Genomic DNA, 16,442 nt, shown 5'->3' on the forward strand with positions numbered 1-16,442 from the left:
ATGCATTCACACTACAGAAAATAGCAATTTCACATAACTACAAATTATCCATTCATTCTCACCTTAAAAAATCTCAATCGTGACAGTGCGCGCAAATCGTTACTCTTCCGTGCAGTAAATCAGGGGGAGTCCATGCTGTTACACATTTTGTATTTGGTCGGCATTACCGCCGAAGCGATGACGGGGGCGCTGGCGGCCGGACGGCGGCGCATGGATACATTTGGCGTAATTATTATTGCGACTGCTACCGCAATTGGCGGAGGGTCCGTGCGCGATATTCTGCTGGGCCATTATCCGCTCGGCTGGGTCAAACACCCGGAATATGTGATTATCGTCGCTACTGCTGCGGTGTTAACCACTATCTTTGCTCCCGTGATGCCTTACTTACGCAAAGTCTTTCTGGTGCTCGATGCGCTCGGGCTGGTGGTCTTTTCTATCATCGGCGCACAGGTTGCACTGGATATGGGCCATGGTCCTGTCATTGCAGTTGTCGCTGCTGTAACCACTGGTGTGTTTGGTGGTGTACTGCGCGATATGTTCTGTAAACGCATCCCGCTGGTATTCCAGAAAGAATTATATGCCGGTATTTCCTTTGCTTCTGCCGTCCTGTATATCGCGCTACAACACTATGTTGCCGACCATGATGTGGTAATTATCTCCACCCTGGTATTCGGCTTTTTTGCCCGTTTACTGGCGCTACGTCTTAAGCTGGGATTACCGGTCTTTTACTACAGCCACGAAGGTCACTAAGGTTCAAAACCTGTGATCTGCTGGGCAGCCAGCCAACTGCCCAGCTTCTTGATTTGCGCATTTTCCTTCCATTCAATAACCTGTCTGGCGCGCCCCGATCCAGTCCCCGGCAACTGCTGCCAGAACTGTTCTGTGCTAAATAAAAGTTGCGACCAGGACCGTTCATCACTGGCGTTAAGCGCCGTCCGGGTTAGTGGTATTCCCATTGCCATCAGCCAGCGGGTAAATGGCTGCTTTTTTGCCAGATGAAATTGATGCCGTAACTGTTCGCTTTTGCTTTTCGCTATCCCCGGCGTACTTTGTATTTGCTCTGGTGTTAATGAAAGCCAGGAAAAAATATGCTCAAAGTGATGGGTCTGATGCAACGTGCGCCAGCCCGCCTCACCAATTCCATCCAGCCCCAGAACCTGTTTTGACCCCAGCCAGACTAAGCGTGAAATGAACTGTTCCCGACAAACATCAGAAGCAAAGTAGCAGGTCAACGAGTTAAAGCGGTTTTCTGGTGGTGTCGGTTTTGTGCGTTCTGTACCGCGCCAGACCACATTATCAATGCGAGGAATACCCTGCCCGGCAAGGCTGACGAGGATCTGATCACCAGGCGCAATATCCCACTCCTGCCAACGTCTGACAGAACCGATATTTACCCGCTGGACCCGTTTATCATCCAGCTTGATCGGAGCCAGCGATGCCACAACAGCGATTTTGCCACTCTTGCCCACAGTAAAATGAATGGCATTTACCTCGGCAACTTGCGCAATGGGCGGATATTTCCATGCTGCCAGCCAGTCACCCTGTCCGGGCTGCCAGTGTCGGGAATCTGGTTCTTTACCAACACGTACCACCACACCATCTGTCACGAAGGGCAGTTTTGTCTTCCACCACTCACTGCGTACTTGTTCAACTTCCCTGGCACTATTTACTTCACGGGTATATTGCTGCGTCAAAATAAATCCTGCAGCAGTCAATATCTGTAAACGCTCTGGCATCGACTGTGGACCATCAGGCCACGCCCAGATAAAAACACCCAGAGAATTGAGAGTGTCGGTATTCCCATGGCGCATCATCATCCCGGCAACTTTCGAACGCGCATTCATTCCCCCCATTTGCTGCTGAATGTGCCCTTCGCGCTGTAAATATATTTCGCCCTGTAAGGTGCTGTTTGACAATGGTCCACTCACGTTTTGTGGCACTGACGGGATGAGGCGTAACCGTTGTGTCCAGTCTTCACCCTTCAAACCATTACCACGGCTAATTGCCTGGTTCAGTTTTCCATCACGATAAACCAGCGTAACCGCAACTCCATCCACTTTGGGTTGTACCCAAACGTCACGACGTGCACGCATCCATTGCTGAAGAGCATTTTTATCTGCCAGTTTACGGACACCAGTATGAGCAACAGGATGCATCACAGTGCCACTAATCGGCGGCATCATCGTTTCACTGTCAGCATTATCACCAAAGCATCGTTGCCACTGTGCCAACCGGGCACTGAGCTGGTCGTAAACGTGATCCTCTACCTTACTTTTTCCCTCTTTCCAGTAGGTATCGCTCCACTGCTTAAGTTGGAGCTGTAAGCGGGAGATCTCTTCGTTAGCACGGGCCGGAGGCCAATCCGGGCATACCGCCTGAGCTGAAGACATGCAGCATAAAATCCAAAGTAAGAGCGTTATCCATAATTTCATTTTTACCTCCGCTGTTTTGCCTGGTAGGTATACAACCTGAAGCGTTCAAAACCGAGCGGTAAAAATCCAGAGCGAGATGTTGCTTCCGAAGAATCGTCGCTGTTGCAGAAAATAGGCGGGAATTCAGGAAACAGGTTCGCAAAACGCAACAACTTTGCGCAAAAAGTGTGAGCAAGGGCTACGTCACATGGCCGCGCCGTGTATAATAAGCTCGTATGTAGGCTTTATTTCGCTAATCACATACGAAAGATACTCATGGCTCAAGGCACGCTTTATATTGTTTCTGCCCCCAGTGGCGCGGGTAAATCCAGCCTGATTCAGGCTTTATTAAAAACCCAACCGTTGTATGACACCCAGGTTTCTGTTTCACACACCACACGCCAACCGCGTCCTGGTGAAGTCCACGGTGAACATTATTTCTTTGTTAATCATGATGAATTTAAAGAAATGATTAGCAGAGATGCGTTCCTGGAACACGCAGAAGTTTTTGGTAATTACTATGGCACTTCGCGTGAGGCCATTGAGCAAGTACTGGCGACCGGTGTCGATGTTTTTCTCGATATCGACTGGCAGGGCGCGCAGCAAATTCGCCAGAAGATGCCGCACGCGCGGAGTATCTTTATTTTACCGCCGTCCAAAATTGAACTGGACCGCCGTCTACGCGGTCGCGGTCAGGACAGCGAAGAGGTCATTGCAAAGCGTATGGCGCAAGCTGTTGCAGAAATGAGCCATTACGCCGAATATGATTACCTGATTGTGAATGATGACTTCGATACCGCGTTGACCGATTTGAAGACCATTATTCGCGCCGAACGTCTGCGCATGAGCCGCCAAAAGCAGCGTCATGACGCTTTAATCAGCAAATTGTTGGCAGACTGAACCTGATTTCAGTATCATGCCCAGTCATTTCTTCACCTGTGGAGCTTTTTAAGTATGGCACGCGTAACTGTTCAGGACGCTGTAGAGAAAATTGGTAACCGTTTTGACCTGGTACTGGTCGCCGCGCGTCGCGCTCGTCAGATGCAGGTAGGCGGAAAGGATCCGCTGGTACCGGAAGAAAACGATAAAACCACAGTAATCGCGCTGCGCGAAATCGAAGAAGGTCTGATCAACAACCAGATCCTCGACGTTCGCGAACGCCAGGAACAGCAAGAGCAGGAAGCCGCTGAATTACAAGCCGTTACCGCTATTGCTGAAGGTCGTCGTTAATCACAAAGCGGGTCGCCCTTGTATCTGTTTGAAAGCCTGAATCAGCTGATTCAAAACTACCTGCCGGAAGACCAAATCAAGCGTCTGCGGCAGGCGTATCTCGTTGCACGTGATGCTCACGAGGGGCAAACACGTTCAAGCGGTGAACCCTATATCACGCACCCGGTGGCAGTTGCCTGCATTCTGGCCGAGATGAAACTCGACTATGAAACGCTAATGGCGGCACTGCTGCATGACGTGATTGAAGATACTCCCGCCACCTACCAGGACATGGAGCAGCTTTTTGGTAAAAGCGTCGCCGAACTGGTAGAGGGGGTATCAAAGCTTGATAAACTCAAGTTCCGCGATAAGAAAGAGGCGCAGGCCGAAAACTTTCGCAAGATGATTATGGCGATGGTGCAGGACATCCGCGTCATTCTCATCAAACTTGCTGACCGTACCCACAATATGCGCACGCTGGGCTCACTTCGCCCGGACAAACGTCGCCGCATCGCCCGTGAAACACTCGAAATTTACAGCCCGCTGGCACACCGTTTAGGTATCCACCACATTAAAACCGAACTCGAAGAGCTGGGTTTTGAAGCGCTGTATCCCAACCGTTACCGCGTGATTAAAGAAGTGGTGAAAGCCGCGCGTGGCAACCGTAAAGAGATGATCCAAAAAATCCTCTCGGAAATCGAAGGGCGTTTGCAGGAAGCGGGAATACCGTGCCGCGTCAGTGGTCGCGAGAAGCATCTTTATTCGATCTACTGCAAAATGGTGCTCAAAGAGCAGCGTTTTCACTCGATCATGGACATCTACGCCTTCCGCGTGATCGTCAATGATTCCGACACCTGTTATCGCGTGCTCGGGCAAATGCATAGCCTGTACAAGCCGCGTCCGGGTCGCGTGAAGGACTACATCGCCATTCCCAAAGCGAACGGCTATCAGTCTTTGCACACCTCGATGATTGGTCCGCACGGCGTGCCGGTTGAGGTCCAGATCCGTACCGAAGATATGGATCAGATGGCAGAGATGGGTGTTGCCGCGCACTGGGCTTATAAAGAGCACGGCGAAACCAGTACTACCGCACAAATTCGCGCCCAGCGCTGGATGCAAAGCCTGCTGGAGCTGCAACAGAGTGCCGGTAGCTCATTTGAATTTATCGAGAGCGTTAAATCCGATCTCTTCCCGGATGAGATTTACGTTTTCACACCGGAAGGGCGCATTGTAGAGCTGCCTGCCGGTGCAACGCCCGTCGACTTCGCTTATGCGGTGCATACCGATATCGGTCATGCCTGCGTGGGCGCTCGCGTCGACCGTCAGCCTTACCCGCTGTCGCAGCCGCTCTCCAGTGGCCAAACCGTTGAAATCATTACCGCACCGGGCGCTCGCCCGAATGCCGCATGGCTGAACTTTGTCGTTAGCTCGAAAGCTCGCGCCAAAATTCGTCAGTTGCTGAAAAACCTCAAGCGTGATGATTCTGTAAGCCTGGGCCGTCGTCTGCTCAATCACGCGTTGGGTGGCAGCCGTAAGCTCAATGAAATCCCGCAGGAAAATATTCAGCGTGAACTGGACCGTATGAAGCTGGCAACGCTTGACGATCTGCTGGCTGAAATCGGCCTTGGTAACGCAATGAGCGTGGTGGTCGCGAAAAATCTGCAGCAGGGAGACGGTTCCATTCCCCCGGCGACTCAAAGCCACGGGCATCTGCCGATTAAAGGTGCTGATGGCGTGTTGATCACCTTTGCGAAATGCTGCCGCCCTATTCCTGGCGATCCGATTATCGCCCACGTCAGCCCCGGTAAAGGTCTGGTGATCCACCATGAATCCTGCCGTAACATCCGTGGCTACCAGAAAGAGCCAGAAAAGTTTATGGCTGTGGAGTGGGATAAAGAGACGGCGCAGGAGTTCATCACCGAAATCAAGGTGGAGATGTTCAATCATCAGGGCGCATTAGCTAACCTGACGGCAGCGATCAATACGACCAACTCCAATATTCAAAGTTTGAATACAGAAGAAAAGGATGGTCGCGTTTACAGCGCCTTTATTCGTCTGACCGCCCGTGACCGTGTGCATCTGGCGAATATCATGCGCAAAATCCGCGTGATGCCAGACGTGATTAAAGTCACCCGAAACCGAAATTAATGTTTTATGAACCCAACACGTTATGCACGCATCTGCGAAATGCTCGCCAGGCGGCAGCCTGATCTGACCGTCTGCATGGAGCAGGTCCACAAACCACATAACGTTTCTGCGATTATTCGTACCGCAGATGCTGTTGGCGTACATGAAGTTCATGCCGTCTGGCCTGGCAGCCGGATGCGCACCATGGCTTCGGCTGCGGCTGGCAGCAACAGTTGGGTACAGGTAAAAACGCACCGTACCATTGGCGATGCCGTCGCTCATCTGAAAGGCCAGGGCATGCAGATTCTGGCAACCCATCTTTCTGATAACGCTGTCGATTTCCGCGAAATTGATTACACCCGCCCGACCTGTATTTTGATGGGACAGGAGAAAACGGGTATCACGCAGGAAGCGTTAGCCCTGGCGGATCAGGACATCATCATTCCGATGATCGGCATGGTGCAGTCGCTGAATGTTTCCGTTGCCTCAGCCCTTATTCTTTACGAAGCCCAGCGCCAGCGGCAAAACGCAGGCATGTATCTGCGGGAAAACAGCATGTTGCCGGAAGCGGAGCAACAACGGCTGTTGTTTGAAGGCGGCTATCCGGTGCTGGCGAAAGTCGCAAAACGCAAAGGCCTACCTTACCCCCACGTTAATCAGCAAGGCGAGATCGAAGCTGATGCCGACTGGTGGGCCACTATGCAGGCAGCAGGGTAAGCGCCATGAAAGGTCGCCTGTTAGATGCTGTTCCGCTCAGTTCGCTAACGGGCGTTGGCGCGGCGCAAAGTAATAAGCTGGCGAAAATCAATCTGCATACCGTGCAGGATTTACTCTTACACCTTCCTCTGCGCTACGAAGATCGCACCCATCTCTACCCCATCGGTGAACTACTGCCGGGCGTTTACGCCACGGTGGAAGGCGAAGTGCTGAATTGCAATATCTCCTTCGGCGGTCGGCGGATGATGACCTGCCAGATCAGCGACGGTTCCGGCATTCTCACCATGCGCTTTTTCAACTTCAACGCGGCAATGAAAAATAGCCTGGCGACGGGCCGCCGTGTGCTGGCCTATGGAGAAGCAAAGCGCGGTAAATATGGTGCGGAGATGATCCACCCGGAATACCGCGTGCAGGGCGATCTCAGTACGCCAGAGTTGCAGGAGACGCTCACGCCGGTTTATCCAACAACGGAAGGCGTAAAGCAGGCCACGCTGCGTAAATTAACCGACCAGGCGCTGGATCTGCTCGACACCTGCGCCATTGAAGAACTCCTGCCGCCGGAACTGTCACAAGGAATGATGACGCTACCGGAAGCGTTGCGCACTTTGCACCGCCCGCCGCCGACGCTACAGCTTAGCGATCTCGAAACCGGGCAGCATCCGGCACAACGCCGGCTGATTCTGGAAGAGTTGCTGGCGCACAACCTCAGCATGTTAGCCTTACGTGCCGGAGCACAGCGTTTTCATGCCCAGCCGCTGAGCGCCAATGACGCGCTGAAAAATAAACTCCTCGCAGCCTTACCGTTCAAGCCAACGGGCGCACAGGCACGCGTGGTGGCGGAGATCGAGCGCGATATGGCGCTGGATGTGCCGATGATGCGCCTGGTGCAGGGCGATGTAGGTTCCGGTAAAACGCTGGTCGCCGCCCTCGCCGCGTTGCGTGCGATTGCGCACGGCAAACAGGTGGCATTGATGGCACCAACCGAATTACTCGCCGAGCAGCACGCCAATAACTTCCGTAACTGGTTTGCTCCGCTCGGTATCGAAGTGGGCTGGCTCGCCGGTAAACAGAAAGGTAAAGCACGACTGGCACAGCAGGAAGCCATCGCCAGCGGTCAGGTGCAGATGATTGTCGGTACACACGCCATCTTCCAGGAACAGGTGCAGTTTAACGGCCTGGCGCTGGTGATTATCGACGAACAGCATCGTTTTGGCGTGCATCAGCGTCTGGCGTTATGGGAGAAAGGCCAGCAGCAGGGCTTCCATCCGCATCAGTTGATCATGACCGCCACGCCGATCCCCCGCACGCTGGCAATGACTGCATATGCCGATCTCGATACCTCGATCATTGATGAGTTACCGCCAGGTCGTACGCCTGTGACGACGGTGGCTATCCCAGATACCCGCCGCAACGACATTATCGACCGCGTGCGCCACGCCTGTATGACTGAAGGGCGTCAGGCGTACTGGGTTTGTACGTTGATTGAAGAATCAGAGTTACTGGAAGCTCAGGCAGCGGAGGCCACGTGGGAAGAGTTGAAACTGGCGCTACCAGAGTTGAATATTGGCCTGGTACACGGACGGATGAAGCCAGCCGAGAAGCAGGCCGTCATGGCATCATTTAAACAAGGCGAGTTACACCTGCTGGTTGCCACGACCGTTATTGAAGTCGGCGTTGATGTGCCTAACGCCAGCCTGATGATCATCGAAAACCCGGAGCGTCTGGGTCTGGCGCAGTTGCACCAGCTACGTGGGCGTGTAGGTCGTGGCGCCGTGGCTTCTCACTGTGTGCTTCTCTACAAAACGCCGCTCTCCAAAACCGCGCAAATCCGCCTGCAAGTGCTGCGCGACAGCAACGACGGTTTTGTGATTGCACAGAAAGATTTGGAGATACGCGGCCCTGGCGAATTGTTAGGCACGCGCCAGACGGGTAATGCTGAATTTAAAGTGGCGGATTTGCTGCGCGATCAGGCGATGATCCCGGAAGTTCAGCGCCTGGCACGCCACATTCACGAACGTTACCCACAGCAGGCAAAAGCCCTGATAGAACGCTGGATGCCAGAAACGGAACGTTACTCCAACGCATGACCAGACTCATCACAAGACAAGTCACGCAGTAAATCTTCAATCTGGATAGTGATGATATCCACTGCCTCATACGCATCCTGCGCAATTCGCGCCGCCATTGCGCCTTCCGGTTCACCACGCAGAATTTCAGCCGCTGCCTGTACGCCAGCCACAATCATTTCAGGTGTTAACATTTGGCGAAGAAAAGCGCGATTCTCAGAGGACCAGCCATCTTTATGACCTAATGGATGCCCCCAGCCTAACCATTCTTGCGACCATAACGGATTGGCTTCTATGGGATAAATAAGATGCGCGGCATACTGAATAGCACACATCGCTTTTCCCGGTGTATCCAGCGCCCACCAGCGTGACCAGAGAGAATGAATTAACGGCGCGGCCCCGCCCAGAGTATTGAACACCGCCAGCCAGCAAAGAACATTATTGAAACCACGCTCGTTATCCATACGTTGCAACGCGGTTTCCAGTAAAAATTGCCGTACCTGCTGGCGTTGGGAAGCATTCATCATCTCCTGCCAGAGATAGGGCCGACGCAATGCCTTCATTAAGGATTCTTCGAAGTGATCACCATAACCGCCAGCTAAAACGGTTTCATGCCATTGCGCCAGGCATAGCGGAAACAGATAGCGAAACAGCTCTGGTTGCATCGGTTCGTTATAAACGAGATTGAGTACATAGTAAGCACTCAAATCCCATTCGCTGATCTGCTGCCACTCTTTAGCCGCCAGCGCCTTGAGTTCGGCATCTGCGTAATCAAATTCCGTTTCCCATACACAGAGCACTGGCGGCTCATCACCAAAAATATGGCGACAGTGTTCACGTAGCGTTTCCGGTTCCTTCCGACGCTTTTTCATTTTTAACCCGCAAAAATCGGCAACATTAAATACAGCTTAATCACCAGCGCATTGACAATATCGATAAAGAACGCACCAACCATCGGCACGACCAGGAACGCCATGTGCGACGGGCCAAAACGTTCGGTGATTGCTTGCATGTTGGCGATTGCCGTTGGCGTTGCACCAAGGCCAAAACCACAGTGACCCGCTGCCAGCACTGCCGCATCGTAGTTTTTACCCATCATGCGCCAGGTGACGAAAATGGCATACAACGCCATGAAGATGGTCTGTACCACCAGAATCGCCAGCATCGGCAGCGCCAGCGAAGCCAGCTCCCACAGTTTCAGTCCCATCAGCGCCATCGCCAGGAACAACGACAGACTTACGTTACCCAGAACGGATACCGCACGCTCAAAGACGCGATAAAAGCCCATCATTGACAGACCGTTGCTCAGAATCACGCCAACAAACAGCACACAAACGAAGGTTGGCAGTTCAAAAGCGGTGCCAGCCAAAAGTTGCGCAACGATCTTCCCCACCGTCAGACAGATAGCAATCAACGCGATAGTTTCAATCAGCACCAGCGAGGTGATCATGCGGCCCACATCCGGCTTTTCGAACGCCGTCGGGACTTCCTGGTCATCCGGAATACCGTTCGGTGTGGTGGAGTGTTTCACCAGATAGCGCGCCACCGGACCGCCAATCAAGCCGCCCAGCACCAATCCGAACGTTGCACAGGCCATCGCCACTTCCGTCGCATTGGTGAAGCCATAACGTTCAATGAACAATTTACTCCAGGCAGCACCCGTACCGTGACCGCCCGAAAGAGTAATAGAACCGGCCAGCAGCCCCATCAGTGGATCAAGCCCTAACAGGCTAGCCATACCAATGCCAATGGCATTTTGCATCACCAATAGGCCAACAACCACAATCAGGAAAATACCAACCACACGCCCACCAGCGCGCAGACTGGCAAGGTTGGCGTTCAGGCCAATGGTGGCGAAGAAAGCCAGCATTAACGGATCGCGCAGGGACATATCAAAGTTGACTTCCCAGCCCATACTTTTTTTCAGCACCAGCAACGCAAGTGCAACCAGCAAACCGCCAGCAACAGGTTCCGGTATGGTGTATTTCTTCAAAAAGGAGACGGAATGGACCAACTTGCGCCCGAGCAGCAACGTCAGCGTTGCGGCAACAAGCGTTGATAAAGTGTCGAGATGAAACATAGATAGATAGCTCCTTTGTGCACGCACCACTCCTGCAGAGTCATGCTTTCCCGGTTCGATTCTCAGCTGTTAACAGAAAAATGGCATGGATTTTAAGCAGAAAAGAGGCAAAAGTTATATAAAAAAGTTCATTTATTGCATTTAAATATTTAGCGTAATCACTGGCAAACGTTTGCTTTTGGTCTATGGTCAGCTAAAATGCCCTCTTTGCTACCACGGGATTGTTTTCGATGTCTGTTTCCACCCTCGAGTCAGAAAATGCGCAACCGATTGCGCAGACTCAAAGCAGCGAGTTGATTTACCGTCTTGAAGATCGTCCGCCGCTTCCTCAAACCCTGTTTGCCGCCTGTCAGCACCTGCTGGCGATGTTCGTTGCGGTGATCACGCCAGCGCTATTAATCTGCCAGGCGCTGGGTTTACCGGCACAAGACACACAACACATTATTAGTATGTCGCTGTTTGCCTCCGGTGTGGCGTCGATTATTCAAATTAAGGCCTGGGGCCCGGTTGGCTCCGGGCTGTTGTCTATTCAGGGCACCAGCTTCAACTTTGTTGCCCCTCTGATTATGGGCGGTACGGCGCTTAAGACCGGTGGTGCTGATGTTCCTACCATGATGGCGGCTTTGTTCGGCACGTTGATGCTGGCAAGTTGCACCGAGATGGTGATCTCCCGCGTTCTGCATCTGGCGCGCCGCATTATTACGCCGCTGGTTTCTGGCGTTGTGGTGATGATTATCGGCCTGTCGCTAATTCAGGTTGGGTTAACGTCCATTGGCGGCGGTTACGCAGCCATGAGCGATAACACCTTCGGCGCACCGAAAAATCTGCTGCTGGCAGGCGTGGTCTTAGCCTTAATTATCCTGCTTAACCGTCAGCGCAACCCCTACTTACGCGTGGCCTCACTGGTGATTGCGATGGCGGCCGGATATGCGCTGGCATGGTTTATGGGCATGTTGCCAGAAAGCAACGAACCGATGACGCAAGAGCTTATTATGGTGCCAACGCCGCTCTATTACGGTCTTGGCATTGAATGGAGCCTGCTGCTGCCACTGATGCTGGTCTTTATGATCACCTCTCTGGAAACTATTGGCGATATCACAGCGACCTCTGACGTTTCGGAACAGCCGGTTTCTGGTCCGCTATACATGAAACGTCTGAAAGGCGGCGTGCTGGCGAATGGTCTGAACTCATTTGTGTCGGCGGTATTTAACACCTTCCCGAACTCCTGTTTTGGACAAAACAATGGTGTGATTCAGTTAACAGGTGTTGCCAGCCGTTATGTTGGTTTTGTTGTGGCACTGATGTTGATTTTGCTCGGCCTGTTCCCGGCAGTAAGTGGATTTGTGCAGCATATTCCTGAACCTGTGCTGGGCGGCGCGACGCTGGTAATGTTTGGTACTATCGCAGCATCAGGTGTGCGTATTGTCTCCCGTGAGCCGCTAAACCGCCGGGCAATTCTGATTATTGCGCTGTCTCTGGCGGTCGGTCTGGGTGTTTCTCAGCAGCCACTGATTTTGCAGTTTGCTCCTGACTGGCTGAAAAACCTGCTCTCCTCCGGGATCGCCGCAGGCGGTATTACTGCCATTGCGCTGAACCTGATTTTCCCGCCGGAAAAACAGTAAATTCCTTGCGGCGGTAAGATATTTCTACCGCCGCAGTCATCCTCTTTCACTATTCCCGCCTTGAGGAATGCGCACAAATCGTGCATAACTCCCTTATGTTCATTTCACGGGATGGAACACCATGAAATTTCTTGGGAAGCTGATTCTCTATGTGCTGATCGCTATTGTCGTAGTGGTTTTTGGCCTCTATTTTCTGTTGCAGACACGATGGGGCGCGGAGCAAGTCAGTGCCTGGGTATCCGAAAACAGTAGTTATCATCTTGAGTTCGATGCTATCGATCATCGTTTCTCCGCTCCATCACATGTTCTGCTGGAGAATGTGACTTTTGGACGTGATGGACAACCTGCGACGTTGGTCGCTAAACGGGTCGATATAGGGTTAAGTAGCCGTCAACTCAGCGAGCCAGGTTATGTCGATACCATTCTGTTAGAGGACGGAACGCTCAATCTCACCAGTCACACGGCACCACTGCCATTTAAGGCCGATCGTTTGCAATTACGGGATATGGCATTTAACAGCCCCGGTAGCGAGTGGAATCTGAGCGCCCAACGCGTTAGTGGTGGTGTTATTCCCTGGCAGCCTGAAGCCGGCAAGGTGCTGGGTAGCAAAGCACAATTTCAACTGAGCGCAGGCTCTTTAACGTTGAATGGTGTTCCTGCCTCCAGCGTACTGCTTGAGGGTGCTATTGATAATGAACAAGTCACTCTTAGCAATATTGGTGCTGATATCGCACAAGGAACGTTAACAGGTGTTGCTCGCCGCAAGGCAGACGGCAGTTGGCAGGTAGAAAACCTGCGTCTGAATGAAATCCGCCTGCAAAGCGATAAATCTTTACTCGATTTCTTCGCGCCTTTGCACACCATCCCTTCGCTGCAAATTGGACGTCTGGAGGTAACTGATGCCCGTCTGCAGGGCCCGGACTGGGCGGTAACTGATCTGGATCTAAGCTTGCGCAATATGACGTTCAGTAAAGATGACTGGCAAACCCAGGAAGGTAAGCTGTCGATGAACGCCAATGAGTTTATTTATGGCTCGCTGCATTTTTATGATCCCATCCTTAATGCCGAGTTTTCTCCTCAGGGAATGACACTACGCCAGTTCACTACGCGCTGGGAAGGAGGCATGGTAAGAACATCTGGTCAGTGGTTACGCGATGGTAAAGCACTCATTCTCGACGATGCAGCCTTCGCCGGGCTGGAATATACCCTGCCGGGAAACTGGAAACAGTTATGGATGCAACCACTACCATCATGGCTGAACAGTCTGATACTGAAAAAATTTAGCGCCAGCCGTAATTTGATTATTGATATTGATCCCGCCTTCCCCTGGCAGCTTACCGCGCTGGATGGCTATGGCGCGAATCTCGGACTGGTGCAAAACCATCAATGGGGTATCTGGAGCGGAAGTGCCACGCTTAACGCGGCCGCGGGCACGTTTAACCGCATAGACGTGCACAGACCGTCGTTGTCACTGGTGGCGAATGCCAGCACCGTAAATATCAGCGACCTGAGTGCTTTCACCGAAAAAGGGATTCTCGAAGCCACCGCCAGCGTATCCCAAACGCCACAACGTCAGACCCATATCAGCCTGAACGGACGCGGTGTTCCGGTGAATATTCTGCAACAGTGGGGATGGCCTGAGTTACCCATAACTGGAGATGGCAATATTCAACTGGTTGCCAGCGGTGCGATTCAGGCTAATGCCCCGCTGAAACCTACCGTTAGCGGGCAACTTCACGCCGTAAATGCTGAAAAACAGCAAGTGACTCAAACCATGAATGCGGGCGTCGTTTCCAGTAGCGAAGTTACATCGACGGAACCGGTGCAGTAAAAATCAATCTCGCCGGGTACGACTCAGACGTACCCGGCATTCATCAATAGATTACAACGTAATTGTCAGCGCATTCCCTTGAGGCGTCACCACCAGCCCCTGCTCACTTTCAGCCTGCGAACCGCCTTGCAGACCATTTACTTTCACAACATTGCGCAAGCACAGTGTCCAGTTTTTCGCCTCGCCCGCACCAGTCACAGTAATCGTGTTGCCAGAACGCGCCGCTTTCAGGGTGAAAAGAACGGAACCATCGGCAGCGGGCACTTCACAGATGGCTTCATGCCCGTCTTGCAGATTAAAGAGCTGGAATGCCGTGCCTTCGTGCCACGCGTAATCGGGACGTTGATCGTTGTTACCCAGCGCCAGTAGGGTGTTATCACGCACATAAACGGGCAGACTCAGGAAGCCGTGCTGCTGTTTATGCCAGCGACTACCATCGAGTTCATCGTTGTGCCACAGGTGTGTCCAGCGACCTTCAGGCAAGTAGAACTGCACATCGCCCGATTCAGTGAACACCGGAGCAACCATCACGTTGTCGCCTAACATGTATTGACGGTCAAGGTAATCACAAGCCGGATCGTCCGGAAACTCCATCATCATGGCTCGCATCATCGGCGTACCCCGCGCGTTCGCACGCGCAGCCTCACGATACAGATACGGCATCATGCGGCATTTCAGTTGCGTGAAGAAGCGCACCACATCACAGGACTCATCATCATAGGCCCACGGCACACGATAAGATTTGCTGCCGTGTAAACGGCTATGGCTGGAGAGCAAACCAAACGCGCACCAGCGTTTGTAAACGTGCGCCGGAGCGGTATTCTCAAAGCCGCCGATATCGTGGCTCCAGAAACCAAAACCTGAAAGGCCAATAGACAAACCACCGCGCAGGCTTTCCGCCATTGATTCGTAGTTAGCGTAACAGTCGCCGCCCCAGTGTACCGGGAATTTCTGCGCACCAACGGAGGCCGAGCGGGCAAACAGGACAGCTTCCTCCTCGCCGACGGTTTCCTTGAGCACGTTCCACACCAGTTCATTGTAGATGTACGCATAATGGTTATGCATTTTCTGCGGATCGGAACCGTCAAACCACTGAACATCGGTTGGTATACGTTCGCCAAAGTCGGTCTTAAAGCAATCAACGCCCATCGCGACCAGACCTTTCAGTTTATCGACGTACCATTTGCAAGCATCCGGATTGGTAAAGTCATAAATCGCCAGACCTGGCTGCCATTTATCCCACTGCCATAGCGAACCGTCCGGGCGTTTGAGTAAATAGCCTTTCTCTTGTAACTCTTTAAAGACAGGGGATTTTTGCCCGATATAGGGGTTAATCCAGACGCAGATTTTCAGCCCTTTCGCTTTCAGGCGGCGGATCATCCCTTCCGGGTCCGGGAAAGTCAGCGGGTCCCACTCAAAATCGCACCACTGGAAGGCTTTCATCCAGAAACAGTCAAAGTGGAAAACATGCAGTGGCAGATTGCGTTCCGCCATACCATCGATAAAGCTGTTAACCGTCGCTTCGTCGTAGTTGGTGGTAAATGAAGTGGTTAGCCACAGGCCGAAGGACCACGCGGGCGGCAGCGCCGGACGACCAGTAAAACGGGTATAACGATCAAGTACTGCTTTCGGCGTCGGGCCGTCGATAACAAAGTATTCGAGATATTCACTCTCAACGCTGAACTGCACTTTGGAGACTTTCTCCGATCCCACTTCAAAAGAGACGCATTGGGGATGATTGACCAGTACACCATAACCACGGTTAGTCATATAGAACGGGATATTTTTATACGCCTGTTCAGTACTTGTGCCGCCGTCCCGGTTCCAGGTCTCTACCGTCTGGCCATTGCGCACCAGGGCAGTAAAGCGCTCTCCCAGACCGTAAACTGTTTCGCCAACGCCAAGATCCAGCCGCTCAAACATATAATTTCGTTGATTATTCGTGTCCTGCACGTAGCCATTATTTTTCACCTGACTACCGGTAATACGTTCGCCGTTACGCAGAAAATCCAGTGACCAGAACTCACCTTTGCTGACACGCGCACTTAAGTTGCCACTTTTAAACTCAGCATAACGTTCTGTGTTTTCGATTGTGACCTTCACGTCCTGCAAAATATTGAGCGGGTAATGAGGACCGTTATTCAGCGCCCCCTGAAAATGCTCAATCCGTACACCGACAATACCTTCCTGTGGGGAGAAAAAGCGCAGCGTAAATAAAGGTGTATCAAGCTGCCAGGTACGTTCACGCACATCACGGGGGGCAGCATAGACCACCATTTCATTACCCTGCTGTTCAACCTCGAACACCTGAAGCGGGTGAATCAAATTGAGGCCAGGTTGAATCAGCCAGTTTCCGTCGCTAATTTTCATTGCCGTTCC

General features: G+C 52.4%; 12 protein-coding genes. 8 read left to right on the forward strand and 4 right to left on the reverse strand.

Annotation, left to right across the window (positions count from 1 at the left end):
• The first annotated feature begins 132 nt into the window (after window positions 1–132).
• Window positions 133–750, forward strand: coding sequence for a trimeric intracellular cation channel family protein (locus tag K0335_RS11980; protein ID WP_104920012.1), 618 nt, complete (start codon window positions 133–135; stop codon window positions 748–750).
• On the opposite strand, the gene ligB is transcribed toward K0335_RS11980, so the two are convergent.
• Window positions 747–2,432 carry an NAD-dependent DNA ligase LigB gene (gene ligB, locus K0335_RS11985; RefSeq protein ID WP_104920011.1) on the reverse strand — a complete coding sequence of 562 codons (1,686 nt, stop codon included), beginning with the start codon at window positions 2,430–2,432 and terminating at the stop codon, window positions 747–749. The two genes, K0335_RS11980 and ligB, sit on opposite strands and share 4 nt — an antisense overlap.
• 255 nt (window positions 2,433–2,687) lie before the next feature.
• On the opposite strand from ligB, the gene gmk reads away from it, so the two are divergent.
• From gmk to recG, 5 genes are read left to right on the forward strand one after another with little or no spacing between them, the layout of a single operon-like run.
• A complete protein-coding gene (gene gmk, locus K0335_RS11990; protein WP_001295237.1) occupies window positions 2,688–3,311 on the forward strand; it encodes a guanylate kinase in 624 nt (207 codons plus the stop codon).
• A gap of 54 nt (window positions 3,312–3,365) precedes the next feature.
• A complete protein-coding gene (gene rpoZ / locus K0335_RS11995; protein WP_000135058.1) occupies window positions 3,366–3,641 on the forward strand; it encodes a DNA-directed RNA polymerase subunit omega in 276 nt (91 codons plus the stop codon).
• Window positions 3,642–3,659: 18 nt separating this feature from the next.
• On the forward strand, window positions 3,660–5,768 hold the full coding sequence (gene spoT / locus K0335_RS12000) for a bifunctional GTP diphosphokinase/guanosine-3',5'-bis pyrophosphate 3'-pyrophosphohydrolase (protein WP_000280472.1): 2,109 nt from the start codon (window positions 3,660–3,662) through the stop codon (window positions 5,766–5,768).
• A gap of 6 nt (window positions 5,769–5,774) precedes the next feature.
• Window positions 5,775–6,464 (forward strand): tRNA (guanosine(18)-2'-O)-methyltransferase TrmH, encoded by a 690-nt coding sequence (gene trmH, locus K0335_RS12005; RefSeq protein ID WP_001070177.1) that lies wholly within the window; start codon window positions 5,775–5,777, stop codon window positions 6,462–6,464.
• Between the two features lie 5 nt (window positions 6,465–6,469).
• Window positions 6,470–8,551 (forward strand): ATP-dependent DNA helicase RecG, encoded by a 2,082-nt coding sequence (gene recG / locus K0335_RS12010; protein ID WP_160193780.1) that lies wholly within the window; start codon window positions 6,470–6,472, stop codon window positions 8,549–8,551.
• Here recG and K0335_RS12015 read toward each other — a convergent pair.
• Together K0335_RS12015 and gltS are read right to left on the reverse strand one after the other, a co-directional pair.
• Entirely contained in the window at window positions 8,536–9,402 is an 867-nt protein-coding gene (locus K0335_RS12015) for a hypothetical protein (RefSeq protein ID WP_104920009.1), read from the reverse strand. The two genes, recG and K0335_RS12015, sit on opposite strands and share 16 nt — an antisense overlap.
• A 2-nt stretch (window positions 9,403–9,404) precedes the next feature.
• Window positions 9,405–10,610, reverse strand: coding sequence for a sodium/glutamate symporter (gene gltS / locus K0335_RS12020; protein ID WP_000468842.1), 1,206 nt, complete (start codon window positions 10,608–10,610; stop codon window positions 9,405–9,407).
• Window positions 10,611–10,840: 230 nt separating this feature from the next.
• Here gltS and xanP point away from each other — a divergent pair, with 230 nt between their 5' ends.
• Window positions 10,841–12,232, forward strand: coding sequence for a xanthine/proton symporter XanP (gene xanP, locus K0335_RS12025; protein WP_002431825.1), 1,392 nt, complete (start codon window positions 10,841–10,843; stop codon window positions 12,230–12,232).
• A gap of 121 nt (window positions 12,233–12,353) precedes the next feature.
• Complete coding sequence (locus tag K0335_RS12030; protein ID WP_219393839.1) at window positions 12,354–14,063, forward strand: AsmA family protein; 1,710 nt, start codon at window positions 12,354–12,356, stop codon at window positions 14,061–14,063.
• A 51-nt stretch (window positions 14,064–14,114) separates the two neighbouring features.
• Here the strand turns inward: K0335_RS12030 and yicI are convergent, their stop codons facing one another.
• Window positions 14,115–16,433: an alpha-xylosidase gene (gene yicI / locus K0335_RS12035; protein WP_104920008.1), complete on the reverse strand. Its 2,319-nt coding sequence runs from the start codon at window positions 16,431–16,433 to the stop codon at window positions 14,115–14,117.
• Between the last annotated feature and the right edge of the window lie 9 nt (window positions 16,434–16,442).

This window comes from Escherichia sp. GZ89 (assembly GCF_019366485.1).
Taxonomy (GTDB): domain Bacteria; phylum Pseudomonadota; class Gammaproteobacteria; order Enterobacterales; family Enterobacteriaceae; genus Escherichia; species Escherichia fergusonii.

Coding starts and splice junctions, on each gene's coding strand:
- K0335_RS11980 (WP_104920012.1), top strand. CDS start 133: ATGCTGTTACACATTTTGTATTTGGTCGGCATTACCGCCGAAGCGATG.
- ligB (WP_104920011.1), bottom strand. CDS start 2,432: ATGAAATTATGGATAACGCTCTTACTTTGGATTTTATGCTGCATGTCT.
- gmk (WP_001295237.1), top strand. CDS start 2,688: ATGGCTCAAGGCACGCTTTATATTGTTTCTGCCCCCAGTGGCGCGGGT.
- rpoZ (WP_000135058.1), top strand. CDS start 3,366: ATGGCACGCGTAACTGTTCAGGACGCTGTAGAGAAAATTGGTAACCGT.
- trmH (WP_001070177.1), top strand. CDS start 5,775: ATGAACCCAACACGTTATGCACGCATCTGCGAAATGCTCGCCAGGCGG.
- recG (WP_160193780.1), top strand. CDS start 6,470: ATGAAAGGTCGCCTGTTAGATGCTGTTCCGCTCAGTTCGCTAACGGGC.
- K0335_RS12015 (WP_104920009.1), bottom strand. CDS start 9,402: ATGAAAAAGCGTCGGAAGGAACCGGAAACGCTACGTGAACACTGTCGC.
- gltS (WP_000468842.1), bottom strand. CDS start 10,610: ATGTTTCATCTCGACACTTTATCAACGCTTGTTGCCGCAACGCTGACG.
- xanP (WP_002431825.1), top strand. CDS start 10,841: ATGTCTGTTTCCACCCTCGAGTCAGAAAATGCGCAACCGATTGCGCAG.
- K0335_RS12030 (WP_219393839.1), top strand. CDS start 12,354: ATGAAATTTCTTGGGAAGCTGATTCTCTATGTGCTGATCGCTATTGTC.
- yicI (WP_104920008.1), bottom strand. CDS start 16,433: ATGAAAATTAGCGACGGAAACTGGCTGATTCAACCTGGCCTCAATTTG.